Annotated in this window: 19 protein-coding genes and 1 tRNA gene; 12 read left to right on the forward strand and 8 right to left on the reverse strand. The window is 69.5% G+C overall.

The genetic code is table 11. The features are described from left to right. Positions 1 to 581: 581 nt before the first annotated feature. The 3 genes from ACZ6MZ_RS03240 to ACZ6MZ_RS03250 all read left to right on the forward strand — a co-directional run bounded on the left by ACZ6MZ_RS03240 (position 582) and on the right by ACZ6MZ_RS03250 (position 2,914). Complete coding sequence (locus ACZ6MZ_RS03240; RefSeq protein ID WP_469349491.1) at positions 582 to 1,106, forward strand: hypothetical protein; 525 nt, start codon at positions 582 to 584, stop codon at positions 1,104 to 1,106. Between the two features lie 763 nt (positions 1,107 to 1,869). Further along, positions 1,870 to 2,205, forward strand: a complete 336-nt coding sequence (locus ACZ6MZ_RS03245) for an HNH endonuclease (protein WP_469349645.1) — start codon at positions 1,870 to 1,872, stop codon at positions 2,203 to 2,205. Next, positions 2,171 to 2,914, forward strand: a complete 744-nt coding sequence (locus ACZ6MZ_RS03250) for a hypothetical protein (RefSeq protein WP_469349493.1) — start codon at positions 2,171 to 2,173, stop codon at positions 2,912 to 2,914. The genes ACZ6MZ_RS03245 and ACZ6MZ_RS03250 overlap by 35 nt, the downstream gene beginning before the upstream one ends. Positions 2,915 to 3,345: 431 nt before the next feature. Here the strand turns inward: ACZ6MZ_RS03250 and ACZ6MZ_RS03255 are convergent, their stop codons facing one another. The 3 genes from ACZ6MZ_RS03255 to ACZ6MZ_RS03265 form a co-directional block, all read right to left on the reverse strand. Beyond that, the gene (locus tag ACZ6MZ_RS03255) at positions 3,346 to 4,803 is read right to left on the reverse strand and encodes an FG-GAP-like repeat-containing protein (protein ID WP_469349495.1); all 1,458 of its coding nucleotides are present in this window, start codon (positions 4,801 to 4,803) and stop codon (positions 3,346 to 3,348) included. A 705-nt stretch (positions 4,804 to 5,508) separates the two neighbouring features. Beyond that, positions 5,509 to 5,582 (reverse strand) — tRNA-Pro (locus tag ACZ6MZ_RS03260). Positions 5,583 to 5,656: 74 nt separating this feature from the next. Further along, positions 5,657 to 6,583 (reverse strand): metallophosphoesterase, encoded by a 927-nt coding sequence (locus ACZ6MZ_RS03265; RefSeq protein ID WP_469349497.1) that lies wholly within the window; start codon positions 6,581 to 6,583, stop codon positions 5,657 to 5,659. A gap of 75 nt (positions 6,584 to 6,658) precedes the next feature. Here ACZ6MZ_RS03265 and ACZ6MZ_RS03270 point away from each other — a divergent pair, with 75 nt between their 5' ends. Next, positions 6,659 to 7,123, forward strand: coding sequence for a GatB/YqeY domain-containing protein (locus tag ACZ6MZ_RS03270; protein ID WP_384179494.1), 465 nt, complete (start codon positions 6,659 to 6,661; stop codon positions 7,121 to 7,123). Between the two features lie 139 nt (positions 7,124 to 7,262). Here the strand turns inward: ACZ6MZ_RS03270 and ACZ6MZ_RS03275 are convergent, their stop codons facing one another. After that, entirely contained in the window at positions 7,263 to 9,554 is a 2,292-nt protein-coding gene (locus ACZ6MZ_RS03275) for a transglycosylase domain-containing protein (protein WP_389783108.1), read from the reverse strand. A 396-nt stretch (positions 9,555 to 9,950) separates the two neighbouring features. Here ACZ6MZ_RS03275 and ACZ6MZ_RS03280 point away from each other — a divergent pair, with 396 nt between their 5' ends. Then, the gene (locus ACZ6MZ_RS03280; protein WP_030353248.1) at positions 9,951 to 10,295 is read left to right on the forward strand and encodes a WhiB family transcriptional regulator; all 345 of its coding nucleotides are present in this window, start codon (positions 9,951 to 9,953) and stop codon (positions 10,293 to 10,295) included. A 265-nt stretch (positions 10,296 to 10,560) separates the two neighbouring features. Here ACZ6MZ_RS03280 and bagB read toward each other — a convergent pair whose 3' ends face one another. Both bagB and bagA read right to left on the reverse strand, forming a co-directional pair. Next, the gene (bagB, locus tag ACZ6MZ_RS03285; protein WP_469349500.1) at positions 10,561 to 11,958 is read right to left on the reverse strand and encodes an ATPase BagB; all 1,398 of its coding nucleotides are present in this window, start codon (positions 11,956 to 11,958) and stop codon (positions 10,561 to 10,563) included. After that, positions 11,955 to 12,920: an ATPase BagA gene (bagA, locus tag ACZ6MZ_RS03290; RefSeq protein ID WP_384179500.1), complete on the reverse strand. Its 966-nt coding sequence runs from the start codon at positions 12,918 to 12,920 to the stop codon at positions 11,955 to 11,957. Before bagA ends, bagB begins: the two co-directional genes overlap by 4 nt. A gap of 72 nt (positions 12,921 to 12,992) precedes the next feature. Here bagA and ACZ6MZ_RS03295 point away from each other — a divergent pair, with 72 nt between their 5' ends. The 4 genes from ACZ6MZ_RS03295 (at position 12,993) to ACZ6MZ_RS03310 (ending at position 15,568) form a co-directional block, all read left to right on the forward strand. Next, on the forward strand, positions 12,993 to 13,154 hold the full coding sequence (locus tag ACZ6MZ_RS03295) for a DUF4177 domain-containing protein (protein WP_075033571.1): 162 nt from the start codon (positions 12,993 to 12,995) through the stop codon (positions 13,152 to 13,154). Further along, the gene (locus ACZ6MZ_RS03300) at positions 13,151 to 13,621 is read left to right on the forward strand and encodes a RidA family protein (protein WP_384179502.1); all 471 of its coding nucleotides are present in this window, start codon (positions 13,151 to 13,153) and stop codon (positions 13,619 to 13,621) included. Before ACZ6MZ_RS03295 ends, ACZ6MZ_RS03300 begins: the two co-directional genes overlap by 4 nt. 175 nt (positions 13,622 to 13,796) lie before the next feature. Continuing rightward, positions 13,797 to 14,741 carry an NUDIX hydrolase gene (locus ACZ6MZ_RS03305; RefSeq protein ID WP_469349503.1) on the forward strand — a complete coding sequence of 315 codons (945 nt, stop codon included), beginning with the start codon at positions 13,797 to 13,799 and terminating at the stop codon, positions 14,739 to 14,741. Further along, entirely contained in the window at positions 14,738 to 15,568 is an 831-nt protein-coding gene (locus tag ACZ6MZ_RS03310; RefSeq protein WP_389783101.1) for an MBL fold metallo-hydrolase, read from the forward strand. Before ACZ6MZ_RS03305 ends, ACZ6MZ_RS03310 begins: the two co-directional genes overlap by 4 nt. Positions 15,569 to 15,754: 186 nt before the next feature. Here the strand turns inward: ACZ6MZ_RS03310 and ACZ6MZ_RS03315 are convergent, their stop codons facing one another. Next, a complete protein-coding gene (locus ACZ6MZ_RS03315; RefSeq protein WP_030353254.1) occupies positions 15,755 to 16,429 on the reverse strand; it encodes a Crp/Fnr family transcriptional regulator in 675 nt (224 codons plus the stop codon). A gap of 336 nt (positions 16,430 to 16,765) precedes the next feature. Between ACZ6MZ_RS03315 and nth the strand changes: the two genes are divergently transcribed. The 3 genes from nth (at position 16,766) to ACZ6MZ_RS03330 (ending at position 19,801) form a co-directional block, all read left to right on the forward strand. Then, the gene (nth, locus tag ACZ6MZ_RS03320) at positions 16,766 to 17,695 is read left to right on the forward strand and encodes an endonuclease III (protein ID WP_469349506.1); all 930 of its coding nucleotides are present in this window, start codon (positions 16,766 to 16,768) and stop codon (positions 17,693 to 17,695) included. A gap of 56 nt (positions 17,696 to 17,751) precedes the next feature. Continuing rightward, a complete protein-coding gene (locus tag ACZ6MZ_RS03325; RefSeq protein ID WP_384179510.1) occupies positions 17,752 to 18,456 on the forward strand; it encodes an NUDIX hydrolase in 705 nt (234 codons plus the stop codon). A 145-nt stretch (positions 18,457 to 18,601) separates the two neighbouring features. Then, the gene (locus tag ACZ6MZ_RS03330; protein ID WP_469349509.1) at positions 18,602 to 19,801 is read left to right on the forward strand and encodes a MarP family serine protease; all 1,200 of its coding nucleotides are present in this window, start codon (positions 18,602 to 18,604) and stop codon (positions 19,799 to 19,801) included. A gap of 135 nt (positions 19,802 to 19,936) precedes the next feature. Here ACZ6MZ_RS03330 and ACZ6MZ_RS03335 read toward each other — a convergent pair whose 3' ends face one another. After that, positions 19,937 to 20,116, reverse strand: coding sequence for a hypothetical protein (locus ACZ6MZ_RS03335; protein ID WP_384179514.1), 180 nt, complete (start codon positions 20,114 to 20,116; stop codon positions 19,937 to 19,939). Positions 20,117 to 20,246: the final 130 nt, after the last annotated feature.

Below are 20,246 nucleotides of genomic sequence, written 5' to 3' on the forward strand. Positions count from 1 at the left end.
GGCGCCTGCGGAAGCGAACGACGGCTTTTACCCGGGGGCGGCCAGGTCCCTCCCCCTCCTCTCCACTGAAATGCCTCCCCGCGGTGAAGCCCTCCCGCACTGGCAGGGATCCCCCTCGCACCCCCAGGCAGTGCCTCCACGCGACGCGCACTGCTAGGCCTAGCACCCCCCCCTGCTAGGTCTAGCACCTCCACTAGCGGCACACGTGGGCCATGAGCAGGGAACTAGCGTCTAGCAGGGGGATCGGTCACCCCTCTCGAACCGACCCGCCGGCAGAGGGTCCGGCCCGGTGGTCGGCGCTAGGCGACGCAAGGGGGAAGAATCTCTTAAGCAGGGGATGGCGGCCGGTCTGCGGGAAAGCAAGTGCACGCCCGGCATCACCAGCGCCCTGAACTGGTCGACCGCCCACAACCGACCCGCACGGCGTGAACGCGCCCCCGAGTCCCCCCAATTAGGCCCCGGACCCCTATCTCTGACCCGAGGCGCAAAGTGACGGTCGGGACCTCGCGGTCCGGCCATGCCAGCTCAGATTCCCCTCAAGCCGCCCCCTAGTGTGTGATCACCCTCTGCATGCTGAGCCTATGAGCATTGCCAAGGAATGCCAGGCCACCGCCGGAGTCGTTGACTGGGGCACGTTGCCCGCCTGGTTCAGCGCGATCGGAAGCACCGGCGCCCTCGTCGCTACGATGTGGATCATCCTGCGCGACCGGCGCAAGGAGCGCTGCAAGGACGCCGACCGCATCGTGTGCGCCCTGGGCATACCAGCCAACGGCGATGAGGAGAAGCTGACGGTTCGCAACACCGGCGAGCGCCCGGTCTACGACGCCTCCGTGCACACCGGCAACACCACCGGAACCCTGAGCTGGCCTCTCTTCCGGGTTCTGGGCCCGGGGGAGGAGAAGACGCTGGACCTTGCCGAAGACGGCAAGGGCAAGCGGATCTGGGCACTGCTGGTGTCGTTTAGGGACACTGACGGGCGCATGTGGATCCACCACCTTCAAACGCACAAGGTGCGGTCGGTGCATCCGCGCTTGCTCGGGCGAGCGGTGGTCAGGGCTACGCGTCGTGACCGCATCGCCCAGCGACCTTGCTGGTGTCTGTTCTAGGACTCCGGGGCCAATTAACAGGCAGTTCAACCCGACCGGGTCGCGCCCCCGCCGAACTGCCCCCTGCACGGTTCGTCACAGGAGGCTCTTCAGTGGGAAGGGGGGTGGTCTCTTCGGTCGTCGCCCTGGTGCTGGCCGTGTCCGCTCCCGCAGGCGCCCATGGGCCGCTGGGAGCTCTCGCTGTGGGCGCCTGAGAGTCGTCCGCCCGGCAGGGCGGTCCTTCCTGCTCCTTCCGTCCTGACCCGTACCGGTCGTGTGGCGGGAGCTATCCGCCACACGACCGGCATCCGCCACACATCCGAGCCCCTGACCTGCACTGTGGCGGCGTGGCGGACATGGCGGACGTGGCGGACTCTCAGGAGAGGGAAGTGAAGCCTTCCAAGCGGGGAGGATAGATGGAGACCGGCCGTCGCCCGAGCCTGCCTCATGCTCACAATCCGTCACCGAAGCAGGCCCGGTAGCGGGAGCTAGCCGCTACACGACACCCATCCGCTACGGAAAACATGCCCCTGACCTGCAATGTAGCGGAGTAGCGGCTGTAGCGGACCTGAGAGGGGGAAGGGGGGCCTAAGGGCCCCTGGCGCGCGGCCCGATCTCCCGCCCAATCGAGAAGCTAGTCGAGGGGTCGGAGTGGATGACCGCGGGGAGCGTCGACCGCGGAACCAAGGATCTGGCCGCCTAGGCCACGGTCGCCGTACGTCGGATCAGGCGCACGGCCAAGCCCGTCCTGGTCGGCGACGCGCGCCGCCAAATCCGCGACTACATCGCGGGCCGGGACGGACGCCACTGCCACTACTGCGCCCACCCCTTCGCCTCCGACCTGGCCGACGCGACTCTGGACCACTACATCCCCTACTGTCTCTGGCCCATGAACAGGCCCCGGAACCTCGTTCTGGCCTGCGAGCCCTGCAACCAGGCCAAGGCCGACCACCTGCCCCCCACGCTCGCGCTCATCCTCGCCGCCCGCACCCCCACTGTGGATACCGTGAGCGGCCCCCTGAACGCCGTGAACGCCCCGAGCGCTCACGCCATGAACAGCGCGAGCGGGCCCGTGAACACTGAGCGTGTTCACGAACACCCCGGACTCCGCAGGCGCTGACCAGCGCGACGACCCGCGTCGCACCCCGTCCACCGACCCGACCGACCGCCCGGCGCTCCGGCTGGTCGGCCCCGGTGGGAGCCGGGGAAACGTACCCGATTCCGCGGCTCCCGGGCCCGTACCGACCGTGGCCATGCTCGCCGTTCTCCGGCTGCTGGCCCGACTCACACACGCCCGACTGTCCAGCCCCCATTCGGGTGAACGGTCGGCCCCTCACCAGCCCATTCCCCTGGCCTCCACCATCGCGCGGGGCCACCTGCGGGCGGGCGGCAACTTCCACCCCACACAGCACGCGGCCGTGACTGCGGCCCTTCTGGCCGGCAGTCACGCGCCACTGTGGGACGGCAAGGGCAAGGAGCGGAAGGTCCAGGTCTTCCCGGACCAGTTCCCCGCGCTCTTCGATGTTCCCCTCGCCTCCGGAGGGCGGGCCGGAGCCCTGCTGTTCCCCCAGGTCGATGCCGACGCGGCGCCCGACGTCATCAACGGGGCCCGGACGCTGGGAGCGGCGGACTTCATGTCCGGTGCCACGGAGGACCGTTACCCGGACGTTTTCGAGCTGGCCCAGGTCGTCGATGGTGGCGGCCGGGAGAGCGTTTGTATGGAGGTGGCGTCTCGTCTCGCCGCGCTGCCGCATCACGCTGTCCGGCTCAGCCACGACATCCCGGCCGGCGCCGCCCTGCTGGGCAAGGTCGCCGACACGGCGAGCTGACTGATCAGACCCCCGTACACCTGGAGAACTTGATGGACGTGAGCACCTGGGATCGGATCACCCGCATCCGCCAGTGGCTGGAGGACGAGGCCGGGGAGCAGGCTGAGAAGGAGTGCGCACTTCTGCGAGTGCTGCTCAAGTCCGGCAAGGAGTCCGGGGAGTTGCCCGAGGCATTGCACGGGGCGCTCGGCGCGAACCCGCAGGGGGGACAGTCCTCCTCCTGGGAGGACGTGGGGAGGGAGCTCGCGGACGTCGCCGTAACGGCGTTCATCGCGCTCGCGAGGTTCACCCCGGATGGCGAGGAGGAGTTCGACAAGCGGCTCAAGCAGCTCGTGGACTGTATCCCCGCTCGTGCCCCGTCCGGGCGATCCTCGTGGGCCCGGACGGGGCACGAGCGGGTGTGCGGCGGGGCTTCGCCCGCCGAGGGGGGATCAGCCCGAGATGTTGATGCCCAGCATCGGCTGGCCCGCCGAGGAGATCTTCGTGGCGGTGAGGCCGTATGCGATACCGGTGGTGGACATGGTGGAGCCGTTCGAGCGGAACGCGACCACGTTGCCGTCGAAGGCGTTCTCGCCCGGGACACCGACGGTGAGGTCGGCCCTGCCGTCGCCGGTCACGTCGGACAGGAACACCTCGCCGCCGAACCCGTCGCCGGTCTCGCCGCTACCGGGTACACCCGTGGTCTCCTGCTCGATCGCCAGTCCGGTCGCCGAGAAGAACCCGTTCGGAGTGCCGTAGAGCACCGAGACCATGCCGGCGTCCTTGACGGTGCCGATGTCCTCGCCGGGCGAGCCGATGGCGAGGTCCTGGAGACCGTCGCCGTTGATGTCGCCCAGCGACAGCTCGTGGCCGAAGCTGTCACCCGTCTCGTTGCTGCCGGGGACGCCCGGGGAATTCTGGTCGATGGTGAACACGCCCCCGGTGGGGCCGCTGGGCGTGCCGTAGACGACGTCGACCGCGCCGCCCTTGGAACGGCCGGGGCTGTCGGCGGACACGTCCCAGCTGTTGCCGACGACGATGTCGCCGTAGCCGTCGCCGTTGGTGTCACCGATGTCGGTGATGATGCCGGCGGGCAGCTTGCGGGAGCCGGTGGTGGTGATGCCGGAGGCGCTGCCCGGCAGGTAGTAGTTGGCGTTCCAGGAGTAGTCGCCGCTGCTGTCGCCCTCGTACCCGTCGACGATCAGGTCCGTACGGGCGTCGCCGTTGACGTTGCCGGCGGTGAGGTTGAAGATGTCCGGTCCCGGAACGGCGAGGATGGCCGGGGTCACCGTGTAACGGCCTCCGTTTCCGCCGGTCTTGGTGAAGCCGCCCTTGAAGATGTCAATCTTGTTGATGTCGGAGGCGACGGCCAGGTCGTCCTTGCCGTCGCCGTTGAAGTCGCCGGCGGCCAGGGCACGGCCGAATTTGTCGTGGCTGGAAGGGGACGGGTCGGAGACCGTCGCGGCGCCGGACAGGCCGCCCGCGGCGCCGAAGACGACGATGGCGGTGCCACCGTCCACGTCCGTGCCGACGTCCTCGCTCGCCACACCGATCGCGAGGTCGGCGTAACCGTCGTCGTTGAAGTCACCCACGGCGGTGTGCCCGCCAAAGATGTCACCCTTCTCGGCGCTGCCGGGGATACCGGCGGTCTCCTGGGTGATCGTCTGGATCCTGGCCGCGCCCGCGCCGGAGGCCGATCCGTAGAAAACGCTGACCGCGCCCGCCTCGGCCTTTCCGTTCACGGTGGCGCGCGCGGCGCTGATGGCGAGGTCGCGGTAGCCGTCGCCGTTGAAGTCGCCCTGGAGCCCGGAGGGCGCGGCGGTGGCCATGCCCTGACCGGCGACCAGCAGCCCACCGGTCAGCGTGGCGGCCACAGCGGTGGCCAGGGCCGTACGAAGGTGCATACGCATGCGGGATTCTCCTGCGGCATGCGGGGGCGCCCGCGAAGGGGCGCCCCCAGTCAATGGGTTCGCGGAACGCTGGCGTACACCGGGAGTTTGCCTGGGTGACGCCGCCGCGTTCGGCGATGACATGACTGATGGTGGGGGTGAACGGTTGTACGCAAGAGCGCATGAGTTCGGATCTTGTGATGATCTCGTGTCCGGGGCCCTCCGGCTCACGGTCCCCCGGCCGCTGCGGCGATCGGGAGAGGCCGTCCCTCTGAGGTGGTTCGCCGTCCCTCGCCGGCGGAGGAGACGGTCGCCTAGCCGCCTGCTGCTGGACTGGCGCGGTCGCCTCCCCCCGGGGGTGACCGCACCTTTGCGTACGGTCCCCAGGGGCGCCGGAGTCCGGGTGTGGCACCCAGTTCCGGGGGTGGGCGGTCGCGTTGCACACCCCCGGAACTGGGCAGACTTCTCACGTACTTCTGCGGAATCTGGGTGTGAACCGGGTGTGATCTTGAAGGACGGAGAAGTCTGGAGACGTGTGTGAAAGGTGTCCCGAGCGACGCGACACCCGCGCACCCCACCCGCCTTAGGCGTTTTGACCTGGTGCTTTGCCGAATGACGGGGCAGGTCAGAGAATCGCAATGTCCGGTTTAGCAGCAAATTCGTCTCCGAATGCCGTCAGGGCCGGTCTCCCGTGAGGGAAACCGGCCCTGACCTGCTAATTCTCTGTCGGGGTGGCGGGATTTGAACCCACGACCTCTTCGTCCCGAACGAAGCGCGCTGCCAAGCTGCGCTACACCCCGATGTCGCCCGTGTCGCGGCGACATCGCTTACTTTAGCCCACCGCTGGCCGGAGACGAAATCCGGTTTCGTGGTCTCAGGGGCGGGACGTCAGGGTCAGCAGGGTGGCCTCGGGGGGGCAGGCGAAGCGGATGGGGGTGTAGCGGTTGGTGCCGCAGCCGGCGGAGACGTGGAGGTAGGAGGTGTGGCCGCCGGAGCTGTGGGTGGAGAGGCCCTTGACGCGGTCCGTGTCCAGGTCGCAGTTGGTGACCAGTGCTCCGTAGAAGGGGATGCAGAGCTGGCCGCCGTGGGTGTGACCGGCCAGGACCAGGGGGTAGCCGTCGGCGGTGAAGGCGTCGAGGGAGCGCAGGTAGGGGGCGTGGACCACGCCGATCGAGAGGTCCGCGTCGGTCTCGGGACCGCCCGCGACCTGCTCGTACCTGTCCCGCTTGATGTGGGGGTCGTCGAGGCCGGTGAAGGCGATCTCGTGGCCGTCGATCTTGAGGCGGCCGCGGGTGTTGGTGAGGTTCACCCAGCCCGCCGTGTCGAAGGCGTCGCGCATCGGCTCCCAGGGGTTGTGCACCGCGGCGACGGCTGGGGCGTTGCCGTTCAGGCCGTGGCGCCCCTGGGCCTTCTCGAAGAGGTAACGGGCCGGGTTACGGAGCTTCGGGCCGTAGTAGTCGTTCGAACCGAAGACATAGACGCCCGGGAACTCCATCAGCGGGCCCAGCGCGTCGAGCACCTCGGGGACGCCCTCCGGGTCGGAGAGGTTGTCGCCGGTGTTGACGACGAAATCGGGGCGCAGCCCGGCCAGCGACTGGAGCCAGCGCTGCTTCTTGCGCTGTCCGCTCACCATGTGGATGTCGGAGACCTGGAGTACACGAAGATCACGCATCCCGGGCGGCAGCACCGGTACGGAGATCCTCCGCAGCCGGAACGAGCGGGGTTCGAAGCCAACGGCATAGACAAGGCCGGCGGCGCCGACTGCCGTGATTCCCAGGGGTACTCCGTAGCGTGCGCGCATGCGCCCATGGTCGCAGACACCGTACGGGTGCGAAATCGCGGGCGGGCACCGCTCGGCACCTGCCACACTGGCCGCATGACCAGCCTCAAGTCCAAGCTGAAGGAAGACCTCACCGCGGCCATCAGGGCACGCGACGAGCTGCGCTCCGCCACGCTCCGGCTGACCCTCACCGCGATCACCAAGGAGGAGGTCTCGGGCACGTCGGCGCGCGAGCTCTCCGACGACGAAGTGCAGAAGGTGATCGCCAAGGAGGCGAAGAAGCGCCGTGAGGCGGCGGAGGCCTTCGCGCAGGGCGGCCGTGCCGAGCAGGCCGAGCGGGAGAAGGCCGAGGGCGTGCTCCTCGACGCGTATCTGCCGAAGCAGCTGACCGACGAGGAGCTCGGCGAGATCGTCGCGCAGGCCGTCGGGGAGGCGAAGGCGGCCGGAGCCGAGGGTCCGCGCGCCATGGGTGCCGTGATGAAGATCGTGAACCCGAAGGTGGCCGGCCGCGCCGAGGGCGGCCGGGTCGCTGCCCTGGTGAAGCAGTCGCTCGCCGGCTGATCACGTAACGCCGGGCCTCTTGGAAACAGGTGCCGGTCGCTTGGAAACAGGTGACCAGGTCCAGGACCAAAAGATCGAAGGGGTGCTCCGTATGGAGCACCCCTTCGTCGTTCTCGCGGACTGATTGTGCAGACCGGGACTACGGGAAGTTCCCGCCGCCGTCCTGGCCGCCGTCGGTCCCGCCGCCGTTCGCGCCGTTCCCGTTTCCGCCGTTCCCGTTTCCGCCGTCGGTCCCGCCGCCGATCAGGCCGGGGAACGGACCCTGGCCGCCGTCGGCGGTCCCGCCGTTCGCGTTCCCGGCGGTGTCACCGGGCTTCCCGTCGGGCTGGCCGGTGTCGCCACCCGGCTTGTTCGGATCCCCGTCCCTGCCCTTCGGCGCGTCCGGGATGCTGACCTCGTTGAAGCCCGGGGCCGGCTTGCCTTCCAGCGCGCCGGACATGGCGTCCTTCCAGATCGGCCCGGGGACCTCGCCACCGAAGACCTTTTCGTTGTACTCGCCGCCGATGGTGATGTCGACCATCTTCTTGGCGTGCCGCGGGTCACCGACCCACACCGCGCCCGACATGTTGGGCGTGTAGCCCACGAACCAGGCCGCGTAACGGAAGTCGGTCGTACCGGTCTTGCCCGCGCTCGGCCGGTTGGGACCGAGGCCCGCTTCCTGACCCGTACCGTCCTCCACCACGCCCTTGAGCAGTGTGTTTATGGTGTCGGCGGTCGTCTCGGACATCGCGCGCTCGCACTTCGACTTCGGCACCGTCATCGGCTTCTTGTCGGGGCCGGTGATCGCCGCGATGGCGATCGGCGCGCAGTACGTGCCACGGCTGGCGAAGGTCGCGTACGCCGAGGCCATGGTGAGCGGCGACACCTCCTGCGTGCCCAGCGTGATCGACGGGACCTGCTGGATCTTCTTCCCGTCGGCCCGCTTGACGCCCATCTTCCCGGCCAGGTCGGTCACCGGGCAGACGCCGATCTGGCTGATCAGCTGGACGTAGTAGGTGTTGACCGACTTGGCGGTCGCTTCCTTCATCCCGTACGGACCGACCTCGGTCTCGTTCTCGTTCTCGACCGGGACGTTCTCGTCGGCCCAGGGACCGTCGCAGGTCTGCACCGGGGTCGGGTACGTCATCTTGTACGGGGACGGGAACGACTGCGTCGCCGGAATGCCCCGCTCCAGCGCGGCCGCCGCGACGATGGGCTTGAAGGTCGACCCCGGCTGGTAGCCCGCGCCGCCGCCCATCTTCTGGTCGACGGACAGATTGATCTGGGTCTCGTTCTTCCCGAAGCCGTACGGCCTCGACTGCCCCATCGCCAGGATCTTGCCGGTCCCCGGCTCGACGATGGTCATCGCCGTCGCGACCGGGTCGCTCTGGAAGACGTGGTCCTTGATCGACTCCTGCGCCGAGTCCTGAGCCTGCGGGTCGAGTGTCGTACGGATCGTCAGGCCGCCCTGGTTCCAGACCTTGGCCCGCTCCTCGCGGCTCTTGCCGAAGACCGGGTCGGTGAGGAAGACCTCGCGTACGTAGTCACAGAAGAAGCCGGCTCCGCTGGCGGCTGTGATGCAGCCGTTCTTGGGACGGCTCACCTTGAGCTCGATCGGCGTGGCCTTGGCGCGGTCGGCCTCCGACTGGGAGATGTCGCGGACGTCGGCCATCCGCTGCAGCACGGTGTTGCGCCGCTTGGTGGCCTCCTCCTCGTCGTTGACGGGGTCGTACCGGCTCGGCGACTGGACGATGCCCGCGAGCATCGCCGCCTCCTGCACCTTCAGGTCCTTGGCGGGCTTGGAGAAGTAGCGGTGTGCGGCCGCCTCGATGCCGTACGCCTGCTGCCCGAAGAAGGTGATGTTCAGATAGTTCTCGAGGATCTTCTTCTTGCCCAGCTCCTCCTCGACCTGGATCGCGTACTTCAGCTCCTGGATCTTGCGGCCCAGGGTCTGCTGGGTGGCCTGGGCGACCTTCTCGGCGTCGTCGCCGGCCTCCTCGACGAACACGTTCTTCACGTACTGCTGGGTCAGGGTCGAGGCCCCCTGGGCGACGCCGCCCGACTGCGCGTTGCGGTTGACCGCGCGCAGCACACCCTTGAGGTCGATCGCCCCGTGCTCGTAGAAGCGCGAGTCCTCGATCGCGACGATCGCCTTCTGCATGTACGGGGAGATGTCCTTGAGCTCTACGACGGTGCGGTCACGCGAGTAGACCGTGGCGATGCGGCCGCCCTGGGAGTCCAGGATCGTGGTGCGCTGACTCAGCGGCGGAGTCTTGAGGTTGGCGGGGATCTCGTCGAATCCCTCGACCGTCCCCTTGGCCGCGAGCCCCAGCGCGCCGAAGGCCGGCAGAGCGATTCCGGCCAGCACCGCTCCCGCGAGCACGCTGACACCGAGGAACTTGGCGGCCTGCTGGGTCCGGGTCAGACCCCCGCCCGAGCGCTTCTTTGGCATGAGGGCAGCCTACGTTCTCAATCGCCGGACACGCGTCAAGGCTCTGGCCTAAGCTGTCCTCAACTGTCACAGCAGTGTGGTCGTGCATCAAGCCTCCGACATGAACTTCCCGTGAACCCGAAACGCGGGAAACCGTGTCCGAATACGCCCCATCAGGTATGCGGTGTCCGTTGTGACTCAACTGAAATGCCCGGCTTTGCCGGGTTGGTCGGTTATACCCTTGGGTCACTCCCCTGGGTGATCTGCCGCGTACGCATAGTCCGTTCGGGCCATTCAAGATTGGGCCCGAAGGGGGTGTTGCGCTGTGCCCACCTTCCGTAACGTCCTCAACTGGCAGCGGTGAATATGCCGCTGTCGCCGTGGGGGAGCCTCGATTCGGGAGAGGACGGCGCCGGGATGGGCTGGGTAACCGACTGGAGTGCGCAGGCAGCTTGCCGCACTACCGATCCGGATGAACTGTTCGTGCAGGGTGCAGCGCAGAACAGGGCCAAGGCGGTGTGCACCGGATGCCCGGTGCGGACCGAATGCCTGGCGGACGCGCTGGACAACCGCGTCGAATTCGGCGTGTGGGGGGGAATGACCGAGCGGGAGCGCCGCGCACTGCTGCGCAGGCGCCCGACCGTCACCTCGTGGCGGCGGCTGCTCGAGACCGCGCGCACGGAATACGAGCGCAGCGCGGGCCTTCTGCCCGTGGGCTTGGAGGACGACGAGACGTACGAGACGTACGCCGCGGTCGGGTAGCCCTCGGGCCGTGCCCCGGGGGCCGTCAGCCCTCGGGCGGCAGGCCGGCCGCGACTCGGCGATGGGGTGGGAGTGCAGCGCGTCGGCGCAGGTCGAAGCGTTTCTCCGCCCCGGCCGGGGCGCGCGGCTATGTCTTGCTGCCTGCGGCCACCACTGTCCGCGGCTACTACTGTCTGCGGCCACCACCGCCACCACTGCCTGTGGCCACCACTGTCTCCGCAGTTCGCGTTGCCGTACCGCCACCCGCCACCCGCCTCTTCGCGGCTCAGCCCGTGGCGTCACCCGCCGCGAGGCGTTCGCCGATGGCCCTGAGCCCAGCGAGGTCATGAACATCGCCGGGCAGGGCGCCCACCTCCGTCACCGCCACTTCGGGGTGCAGCGCGGTGAAGCGATCCCGCGTGCGCTGTTCACGCGCGAGCACCTGCATGCGCTCGGCGTGCAGACGCAGCAGACCCGCCGTCAGCTGTTCCACAGTTGTGACAGAAGCGGACGCGGACATGGAATCTGACGCGGGCGCAGATGTGGACGAGCCGGGCAGGGGTGAGGACTCGGACAAGGGCGAGGAGTCAGCCGGAGGTGGGGGGTCGGACAGGGTCGAGGTGGGGCGGCTCTGCAGAACTACGGCGTCGGGGGCCTCATGCGCCTCGGAGGCTTCGGGAGAAGAGCCTTCCGGGGCAGCAGTGCCACGACCATCAGCCTTCCCGCGCTCCTGATCCACAATGCGGCCCTCTTCAAGATTTTCTGCGGCGGCCCGCGCCCGCTCGGCCGACAGCCGGGCGGCGCCGCTGCCATGGACCCGGTTGAGGACCAGGCCGGCCAGCGGCATCTCCTCGGCGGCCAGCCGCTCTACGAAGTACGCCGCCTCCCGCAGCGCGTCCCGCTCGGGCGCCGCGACCACCAGAAACGCCGTCCCCGGCGCCTGCAGCAGTCGGTACGTCGCATCCGCGCGGGTACGGAACCCGCCGAACATCGTGTCCATCGCCGCCACGAACGTCTGCACATCACGCAGGAGCTGACCGCCGAGCAGCTTCCCGAGGGTGCCCGTCATCATCGACATCCCCGCGTTCAGGAACTTCATTCCCGCCCGGCCGCCCATCTTCGCCGGGGCCATCAGCAGCCTGATGAACTTTCCGTCGAGGAAGGACCCGAGCCGCTTCGGCGCGTCCAGGAAGTCCAGAGCGGATCGCGACGGCGGCGTGTCGACGACGATCAGGTCCCATTCGTCGCGGGCCCGCAGCTGGCCCAGCTTCTCCATCGCCATGTACTCCTGCGTGCCCGCGAAGCCGGCCGACAGGGACTGGTAGAAGGGGTTCTCCAGAATGGCGCGGGACCGGTCGCCGTCCGCGTGCGCCTCGACGATCTCGTCGAAGGTCCGCTTCATGTCGAGCATCATGGCGTGCAGTTCGCCGGGGCCCTCGACGCCCTTCACCTGCCGTGGCGTGTTGTCGAGCGAGTCGATCCCCATGGACTGGGCCAGCCGGCGGGCCGGATCGATGGTGAGGACGACCACCTTCCTGCCGCGCTCCGCCGCCCGTACGCCGAGAGCCGCCGCGGTCGTCGTCTTGCCGACCCCGCCCGAGCCGCAGCACACGATGATGCGGGTGGCCGGGTCGTCGAGCAGCGGATCGACCTCGAGCGGGGCAGCCGCCGGGTTCAGGGTCATGAGAAGACCTCCCCAAGTTGCCGTAGCTCCCCTGCCAGCCGGTAGAGACCGGCGAGGTCCATTCCCTCGCCGATCAGGGGAAGTTCGTACGTGGGCAGCGCCAGCTTCGCCAGGACGGCCCGCTGCTCGCGCTCCAGCTCGACGCGCTGGGCATGCTCCGCGGCCTGTTCGAGGAGTGGCCCGACCAGCTTCGTGGGCGCGCTCACGCCGGCCATGGCGAGCGCCTTGGCGACCTCCTTGCGGCGGTCGCCGGCCGCGGCGCGGACGGCCGCCTCGTCGAGGAGGTGCGGCCGCACCATGTTCACGATCACCTTGCCGACCTGCAGGTCGGCGCCCCTCAGCTCGGAGATGCCGTCCGCGGTCTCCTGGACCGGCATCTCCTCCAGCAGCGTCACCAGGTGCACGGCCGTCTCCGGCGACTTCAGGACACGCATCACGGCCTGCGCCTGATTGTGTATCGGCCCGATCTTCGCCAGCCCCGCCACCTCGTCGTTCACATTCAGGAAGCGGGTGATGCGGCCGGTGGGCGGGGCGTCCATCACCACGTAGTCGTAGGCGAACCGGCCCTGCTTGTCCCGTCGGCGCACGGCCTCGCACGCCTTGCCCGTCAGCAGTACGTCCCTGACCCCGGGCGCGATCGTCGTCGCGAAGTCGATCGCGCCGATCTTCTTGAGCGCCCGGCCCGCGCTGCCGAGTTTGTAGAACATCTGGAGGTAGTCGAGGAGGGCGCGCTCGGCGTCTATGGCCAGCGCGTACACCTCGCCGCCGCCCGAGGCGACGGCGATCTTCCGCTCTTCGTACGGAAGGGCCTCCGTCTCGAAAAGCTGTGCGATGCCCTGTCTGCCCTCGACCTCGACGAGGAGAGTGCGTTTGCCCTCGGTCGCGAGGGCGAGCGCGAGTGCGGCGGCGACCGTGGTCTTACCGGTACCGCCCTTGCCGCTGACGACCTGGAGCCTGCTCACATATTCGAGCCTAACCAGTAAGGCCGCAGGCTACGCACGAGGCTTCCCTGCGGTACGACTACAGTCGCCTCCATGACCAAGTGGGAATACGCGACCGTGCCCCTTCTCGTGCACGCGACCAAGCAGATTCTGGACACCTGGGGCGAGGACGGCTGGGAGCTCGTCCAGGTCGTTCCCGGGCCGAACAACCCCGAGCAGCTGGTGGCTTATCTGAAGCGGGAGAAATCCGCATGAGCGGAGCAGTCGAGGCTGCCCTCGCCGAGCTGGGCCTGAGCCTGCCCGAGGTCGTACCGCCGCTGGCCGCGTACCAGCCGGCCGTGCGGTCGGGTGCGTACGTCTACACCGCGGGCCAGCTCCCGATGGTGGAGGGCAAGCTTCCGGTCACTGGCAAGGTCGGCGCCGAGGTCACCCCGGAGGAGGCCAAGGAGCTCGCCCGGATCTGTGCGCTGAACGCCCTGGCCGCTGTGAAGTCGGTCACCGGCGACCTGGACCGCATCGCGCGCGTCGTGAAGGTCGTCGGATTTGTCGCCTCGGCTACGGACTTCACCGGTCAGCCGGCCGTCCTCAACGGCGCGAGCGAACTGCTCGGCCAGGTCCTCGGTGACAAGGGCGTGCACGCGCGCAGCGCGGTGGGCGTGGCGGTGCTGCCGCTGGACGCACCGGTCGAGGTCGAGATCCAGGTCGAGCTGACCGAGGTCTGAGCGGCCTCCGCAGCGGCCTGAGGGTAGCGTCCTGAGGGCCGGTGGTACGCCGAAGATCCTGCTTGGTGCGGGTATGTGTGCGCACCGGGCGGGGTCCTTCTGTCTATGGGGGCGGACCACATGCTCCCTCGAATGCCCCTCGAAACATCCCCGCGCCAGCGCATAGCATCCGGCCATGCCCAATGGTCAGTGGTACCCGCCCGAATGGCCCGAGCGGATTCGTTCCCTCGCCGCCGGTGAGATCACGGCGGTGACTCCGCGGCGGGCCGCGACCGTGATGCTCCTGCGTGACGATCCCGGCGGACCTGCCGTACATATGCTGCGGCGCCGGACCTCCATGGCCTTCGCGGCAGGCGCGTACGCGTACCCCGGCGGCGGCGTCGACCCGCGGGACGACGACCGGCTCGTCGGCTGGGCCGGGCCGGGACGGGACGTATGGGCGCAACGGCTCGGCGTCGACGCGGCGTCCGCTCAGGCCATCGTCTGCGCCGCCGTCCGGGAGACGTACGAGGAGGCCGGCGTCCTGCTCGCCGGGGAGACCGCGGACACCGTCGTCGGTGACACCACAGGCGACGACTGGGAGGCCGACCGCGCCGCTCTCGTCGACCGCGAGCTGTCCTTCGCGGACTTCCTGGACCGGCGCGGGCTGGTGCTGCGCAGCGATCTGCTCGGTGCGTGGGCCCGCTGGATCACCCCGGAGTTCGAGCCGCGCCGCTACGACACCTGGTTCTTCGTGGCCGCGCTGCCGGCCGGCCAGCGCACCAGGAACGCTTCGACCGAGGCCGACCGTACGGTGTGGATCAGCCCGGCCGAGGCGACGGAGGCGTACGACAGGGGCGAGCTGCTGATGATGCCGCCGACCGTGTCGACCCTGCGTCAGCTCCGGTCGTACGGGACGGCCGCCGAGGCGCTCGCCGGCGCGGGCGGCCGCGATCTGACGCCTGTCCTGGCCACTGCCCGGCTGGAGGGCGGGGAACTGGTGCTCAGCTGGCCGGGGCATGACGAGTTCACCAAGCGCGTCGACCCCGCTGACCCCGTTGAGCCTGCCGACCCCATCGACCCTGCCGACCCCGTCGACCCCGTGAGCCCCGTGGGCCGTGTCGAGAGGGGGCCCCGATGACCGACGCCGCCGCCCTTCCCGGCCAGCCGCGCGGCGGGGCGCTGTCCGGCCCCGCCACCGCACGCGCCATCAACGTCCTGGCCCCGAACGCGTCCGCGATGACCCTCGACGGCACCAACACCTGGATCGTCTCGGAGCCGGACTCGGAGCTGGCGGTCGTCATCGACCCGGGCCCGCTCGACGACATGCACCTCAAGGCCGTCATCACCACCGCCGAGAAGGCGGGGAAGCGGGTCGCGCTGACCCTCCTCACCCATGGCCATCCGGACCACGCGGAGGGCGCGGCGCGCTTCGCCGCGCTGACCCGCACCCATGTCCGGGCCCTGGACCCGGCGCTGCGCCTCGGGGACGAGGGGCTGGCGGCCGGGAACGTCATCACCACCGGCGGTCTCGAGATGCGGGTCGTGCCCACCCCGGGCCACACCGCGGACTCGCTCTGCTTCCATCTGCCCGCCGACCGCGCGGTGCTGACCGGGGATACGATCCTCGGCCGCGGTACGACGCTCGTCGCGCACCCGGACGGCCGGCTCGGCGACTACCTCGACTCGCTCCGCCGGCTGCGCTCGCTCACGGTCGATGACGGCGTCGATACGGTGCTGCCGGGCCACGGTCCCGTACTGGACGACGCCCAAGGCGCGGTCGAGTTCTATCTCGCCCATCGCGCGAGCCGGCTCGCCCAGGTCGAGACGGCGGTCGAGAACGGCTACCGCACGCCCTCAGAGGTGGTGGCTCGGGTGTACGCGGGCGTGGACAGGTCGCTGTGGCCGGCGGCCGAGCTGTCGGTACGCGCCCAGCTCGAATACCTGAGGGAACACGGCCTGATCTGAGCGCCCGGGACGCCGGGCCGGCATCCCGGCCCGGCGACGGCATCGGTCACCGGGCCCGCATCGGTCACCGGGCCTGCATCGGCCACAGGGCCGGCATTGCTCGCCGGACCGGGCCGGCCGGTCCTCGGGCCGGCCCGTCATCGGTGAGGGGCGTCCGGCCGTCCGGTCGGTCGGACGACCGGACGGTCAGCGCGAGCGCTTCGCGAGGCGCTCCACGTCCAGCAGGATCACCGCACGCGCCTCCAGCCGCAGCCAGCCGCGCTGCGCGAAGTCGGCGAGCGCCTTGTTGACCGTCTCGCGGGAGGCGCCGACCAGCTGGGCCAGCTCTTCCTGGGTCAGGTCGTGGACGACGTGGATGCCCTCCTCCGACTGCACGCCGAACCGGCGCGACAGGTCGAGGAGCGCACGGGCCACGCGGCCGGGGACGTCGGAGAAGACCAGGTCGGACATCTGGTCATTGGTCTTGCGCAGCCGTCGGGCGACGGCGCGCAGCAGAGCCGTGGCCACTTCCGGGCGGGCGTTCAGCCAGGGCTGAAGGTCGCCGTGGCCCAGACCGAGGAGCTTGACCTCGGTGAGCGCACTCGCGGTGGCGGTGCGCGGGCCCGGGTCGAAGAGGGACAGCTCGCCGATCAGCTCGCCGGGGCCGAGCACGGCCAGCATGTTCTCGCGGCCGTCGGGGGAGGTGCGGTGAAGCTTGACCTTGCCCTCCGTGACCACGTAGAGGCGGTCGCCGGGGTCGCCCTCGTGGAAAAGCGCATCGCCGCGGGCGAGCGTCGCTTCACTCATCGAGGCGCGGAGCTCCGCTGCCTGCTCGTCATCGAGCGCCGCGAAGAGCGGGGCACGCCGCAGAACGTCGTCCACGTGTTCTCTCCTTGTCGACCTGCTCAGGGAACCGTGGTCCCCACCTGCCCGGGACCGTGGTCCCCATGATGCCGTACGTGCTGCTTCTTCTCGGGTGGCTCGGCATCCTGGGCTTTTACGCCCTGTGCCGAATTCCGCTTGTTCGAAACCGTGCGATCAGTCACAAGTTTGACGTACGGGTGTGCCCCACCGTGCCCAGGGGGCCGATTCGGGTGGTGATCGGCCGTGGCCGGGGCGGATGTCACTGCAGGGCTTTAGGCTGGCCGGGTGTCCAACTCGCCGGTGACAGCACAGGCCAAGGGGGCTGGAAGAGTGTCCGCGGAGCGTAATTCCGCTGTGGGCGAACAGCCTTCGGCGAAACCGAAAAAAGCCGCAAAAGGGTCAGCGTCGAAGGTGAAGCCCGAGGCTGACAGCACGTCCGCGTCCCGGGACGGCGGCACGTCCGCGTCCGGGGCCGACAGCCAGGGCGCGCGCAAATCCGGCCCCAAACCGGAATCGAGACTGGCGATGGTCCGCCGCGCCCGCCGGATAAACCGCGAGCTGGCCGACCTCTATCCGTACGCCCATCCCGAGCTGGATTTCCGGAACCCGTTCGAGCTGCTGGTCGCCACGGTCCTGTCCGCCCAGACGACCGATCTCCGGGTCAACCAGACCACGCCGGCTCTCTTCGCGAAGTACCCCACGCCCGAGGACATGGCCGCGGCCGTGCCGGAGGAGCTGGAGGAAGTGATCCGGCCCACCGGTTTTTTCCGCGCCAAGACGCGGTCCCTCATCGGCCTGTCCACCGCCCTCCGTGATCGCTTCGGCGGCGAGGTCCCTGGGCGGCTGGAGGATCTGGTGACGCTGCCCGGCGTGGGCCGCAAGACGGCGAACGTGGTCCTCGGCAATGCCTTCGGTGTCCCCGGTCTGACGGTCGACACGCACTTCGGCCGACTGGTCCGTCGCTGGAAGTGGACCGAGCAGGAGGACCCCGAGAAGATCGAGGCGGAGATCGCCGCGATCTTCCCCAAGAGCGAGTGGACGATGCTGTCGCACCGCGTGATCTTCCACGGCCGCCGGGTGTGCCACTCCCGCAAGCCGGCCTGCGGCGCCTGTCAGATCGCGCACCTCTGCCCCTCGTACGGCGAGGGTGAGACGGACCCCGAGAAGGCGAAGAAGCTCCTCAAGTACGAGCTGGGCGGCTATCCGGGCCAGCGCCTGAACCCGCCCGCCGACTACCCGGGCAAGCCGGCCCCGCCGCTGGGCGCCGCACCGGGCTCCGTATGAGACAGCAGGGCGGAACGATCCGGCCAGCGGCCGGTGTAGCAACGACAGGGGTGCCTATGACGCGTACGGAAGAGACCTGCGACGACCCGATGACCGGGATCGCCGTCACCACCGACGGGCTGCCGGACTGGCTCGCGCCCGTCGCGCGCGCCGCACAGACCGTGGCGCCCGAGCAGCTCAGCCGCTTTCTGCCGCCGAAGAGCGGCAGCGGGCGGCAGTCGGCCGTGCTCGTCCTCTTCGGCGAAGGCGATCAGGGGCCGGAGCTGCTGCTCATGGAGCGGGCCAGCAGCCTGCGCTCGCATCCGGGACAGCCCTCGTTTCCCGGCGGCGCCCTCGATCCCGCGGACGGGGATCCGGCCACCACGGGACCGCTGCGGGCGGCGCTGCGCGAGGCCGAGGAGGAGACCGGTCTCGATCCCTCGGGGGTCCAGCTCTTCGGCGTGCTCCCCAAGCTCTACATCCCGGTGAGCGGCTTTGTGGTGACGCCCGTCCTCGGCTGGTGGCGCAGACCCACCCCCGTCGGCGTCGTCGACCCCGCGGAGACGGCCCGGGTCTTCACCGCGCCCGTGGCGGATCTCACGGATCCGGCCAACCGTGCGACCGCCATGCACCCCAGCGGTCATCACGGCCCGGCCTTTCTTGTCGCATCTGCCCTGGTCTGGGGTTTTACCGCCGGAGTGATCGACCGGATCTTGCATTTCGCGGGCTGGGAGCTGCCGTGGGACCGCTCCAAGCAGGTCCCGCTCGACTGGCGCGCATGACAGGCTGACCCAGTGCTGTGCCCTTGCGGGGGCTGTGACAATTGCGGCTCCGCCGCGGGTCGCGGGGGCTCCCGTGCCCCTGGAGCCCCCGTGCCGCCGGCCAGGCGGGGCGGCAGGATCTGCGAGGCGAGCGAGGCTACTGACGGTGAACGTGCTGGACATCCTGCTGCTGGTCGCCGCCGTGTGGTTCGCGATCATCGGTTACCGCCAGGGTTTCGTCGTCGGCATCCTGTCGGTGATCGGCTTCCTCGGCGGCGGTCTCGTCGCGGTCTATCTGCTTCCCGTGGTGTGGGCCAAGCTCACCCGCGGCTCGGAGGTCTCCACCACGGCCGCTGTCGTCGCGGTCGTCATAGTGATCGTCTGCGCCTCCGTCGGCCAGGCCTTCACCACTCACCTCGGCAGTAAGCTCCGCCGCTACATCACGTGGTCGCCCGCCCGCGCCCTGGACGCCACCGGCGGGGCGCTGGTGAATGTCGTGGCCATGCTGCTGGTGGCCTGGCTGATCGGCTCCGCGCTCGCCGGGACCTCGCTGCCGACGCTCGGCAAGGAGGTCCGCAGCTCCAAGGTGCTGCTCGGGGTCTCCCGGGTGCTGCCCACTCAGGCGTCGTCGTGGTTCACGGACTTCTCGTCCGTGCTCGCCCAGAACGGTCTCCCGCAAGTCTTCAGCCCGTTCGCCAATGAGCCGATCACCGATGTCCAGCCGCCCGACCCGGCGCTCGCGGGCAGTCCGGTCGCGGCCCGTGCCCAGCAGTCCATCGTCAAGGTCGTCGGTACGGCCCCCAGCTGCGGCAAGGTCCTCGAAGGTTCCGGTTTCGTCTTCGACGACCGCCGGGTGATGACCAACGCGCATGTGGTCGGCGGCGTGGAGGAGCCCACGGTCCAGATAGGCGGCAAGGGGCGGCTGTACGACGCCAAGGTCGTCCTCTACGACTGGCGGCGCGACATCGCCGTACTGGACGTGCCGGACCTCCGGGCGACCCCGCTCCAGTTCTCCGAGTCGGACGCCGAGAGCGGCGACAGCGCGATCGTCGCGGGCTTCCCGGAGAACGGAGCGTACGACGTACGCTCCGCGCGGGTCCGGGGCCGTATCGACGCCAACGGCCCCGACATCTACCGCCGCGGCGAGGTCCAGCGCGATGTGTACTCGCTCTTCGCGACCGTACGGCAGGGCAACTCCGGAGGCCCGCTCCTCACCCCCGAGGGCAAGGTGTACGGAGTCATCTTCGCCAGGTCGCTCGACGACCAGCAGACCGGTTATGCCCTGACGGCCGACGAGATTCGCGACGACATCGCGCTCGGCCGGACCGCCAACCAGGAGGTCGACAGCCAGCAGTGCGCGCTGTAGACGGGTGTTTCCGGCCACGGAACGCGGGCCGGGGAAAGCCGGGAAGCGAGGGCCGAGGCCAGGGGTTTCGGCCCTGGCCTCGTGTCCTGTCCGACCCGGTCTTGTCCGACCAGGTCTTGACCGACCGGACAGGGCCTAGGTGCGTTGATGGCGCAGCCGGGCCGAGACCCAGCGGGCCCTGCGGCGGAGAATGAGGGAAATACCGAGCCGGGGATCATGGCCCTGATGTTCGGGTCCACCCCTCTCGTGGGTGATCGGCACAGAGGCCGAGCGGCGGTTGCGTGGTGCGTCACCGTAGTCGTGCGTCCAGCCCATACCCCGACGTCTGCCCGTGCCCCATGGTCGGTAATCGCGCGGAAGACGGCCAATTGGCCTATGCGGCAGGCAATTGGCTGTTCGTAGGACAAGCGTTCACGGGGCGGCCACGCGTGCCGGTGACAGCGGT

It is taken from the genome of Streptomyces sp. NPDC042201 (assembly GCF_055582185.1).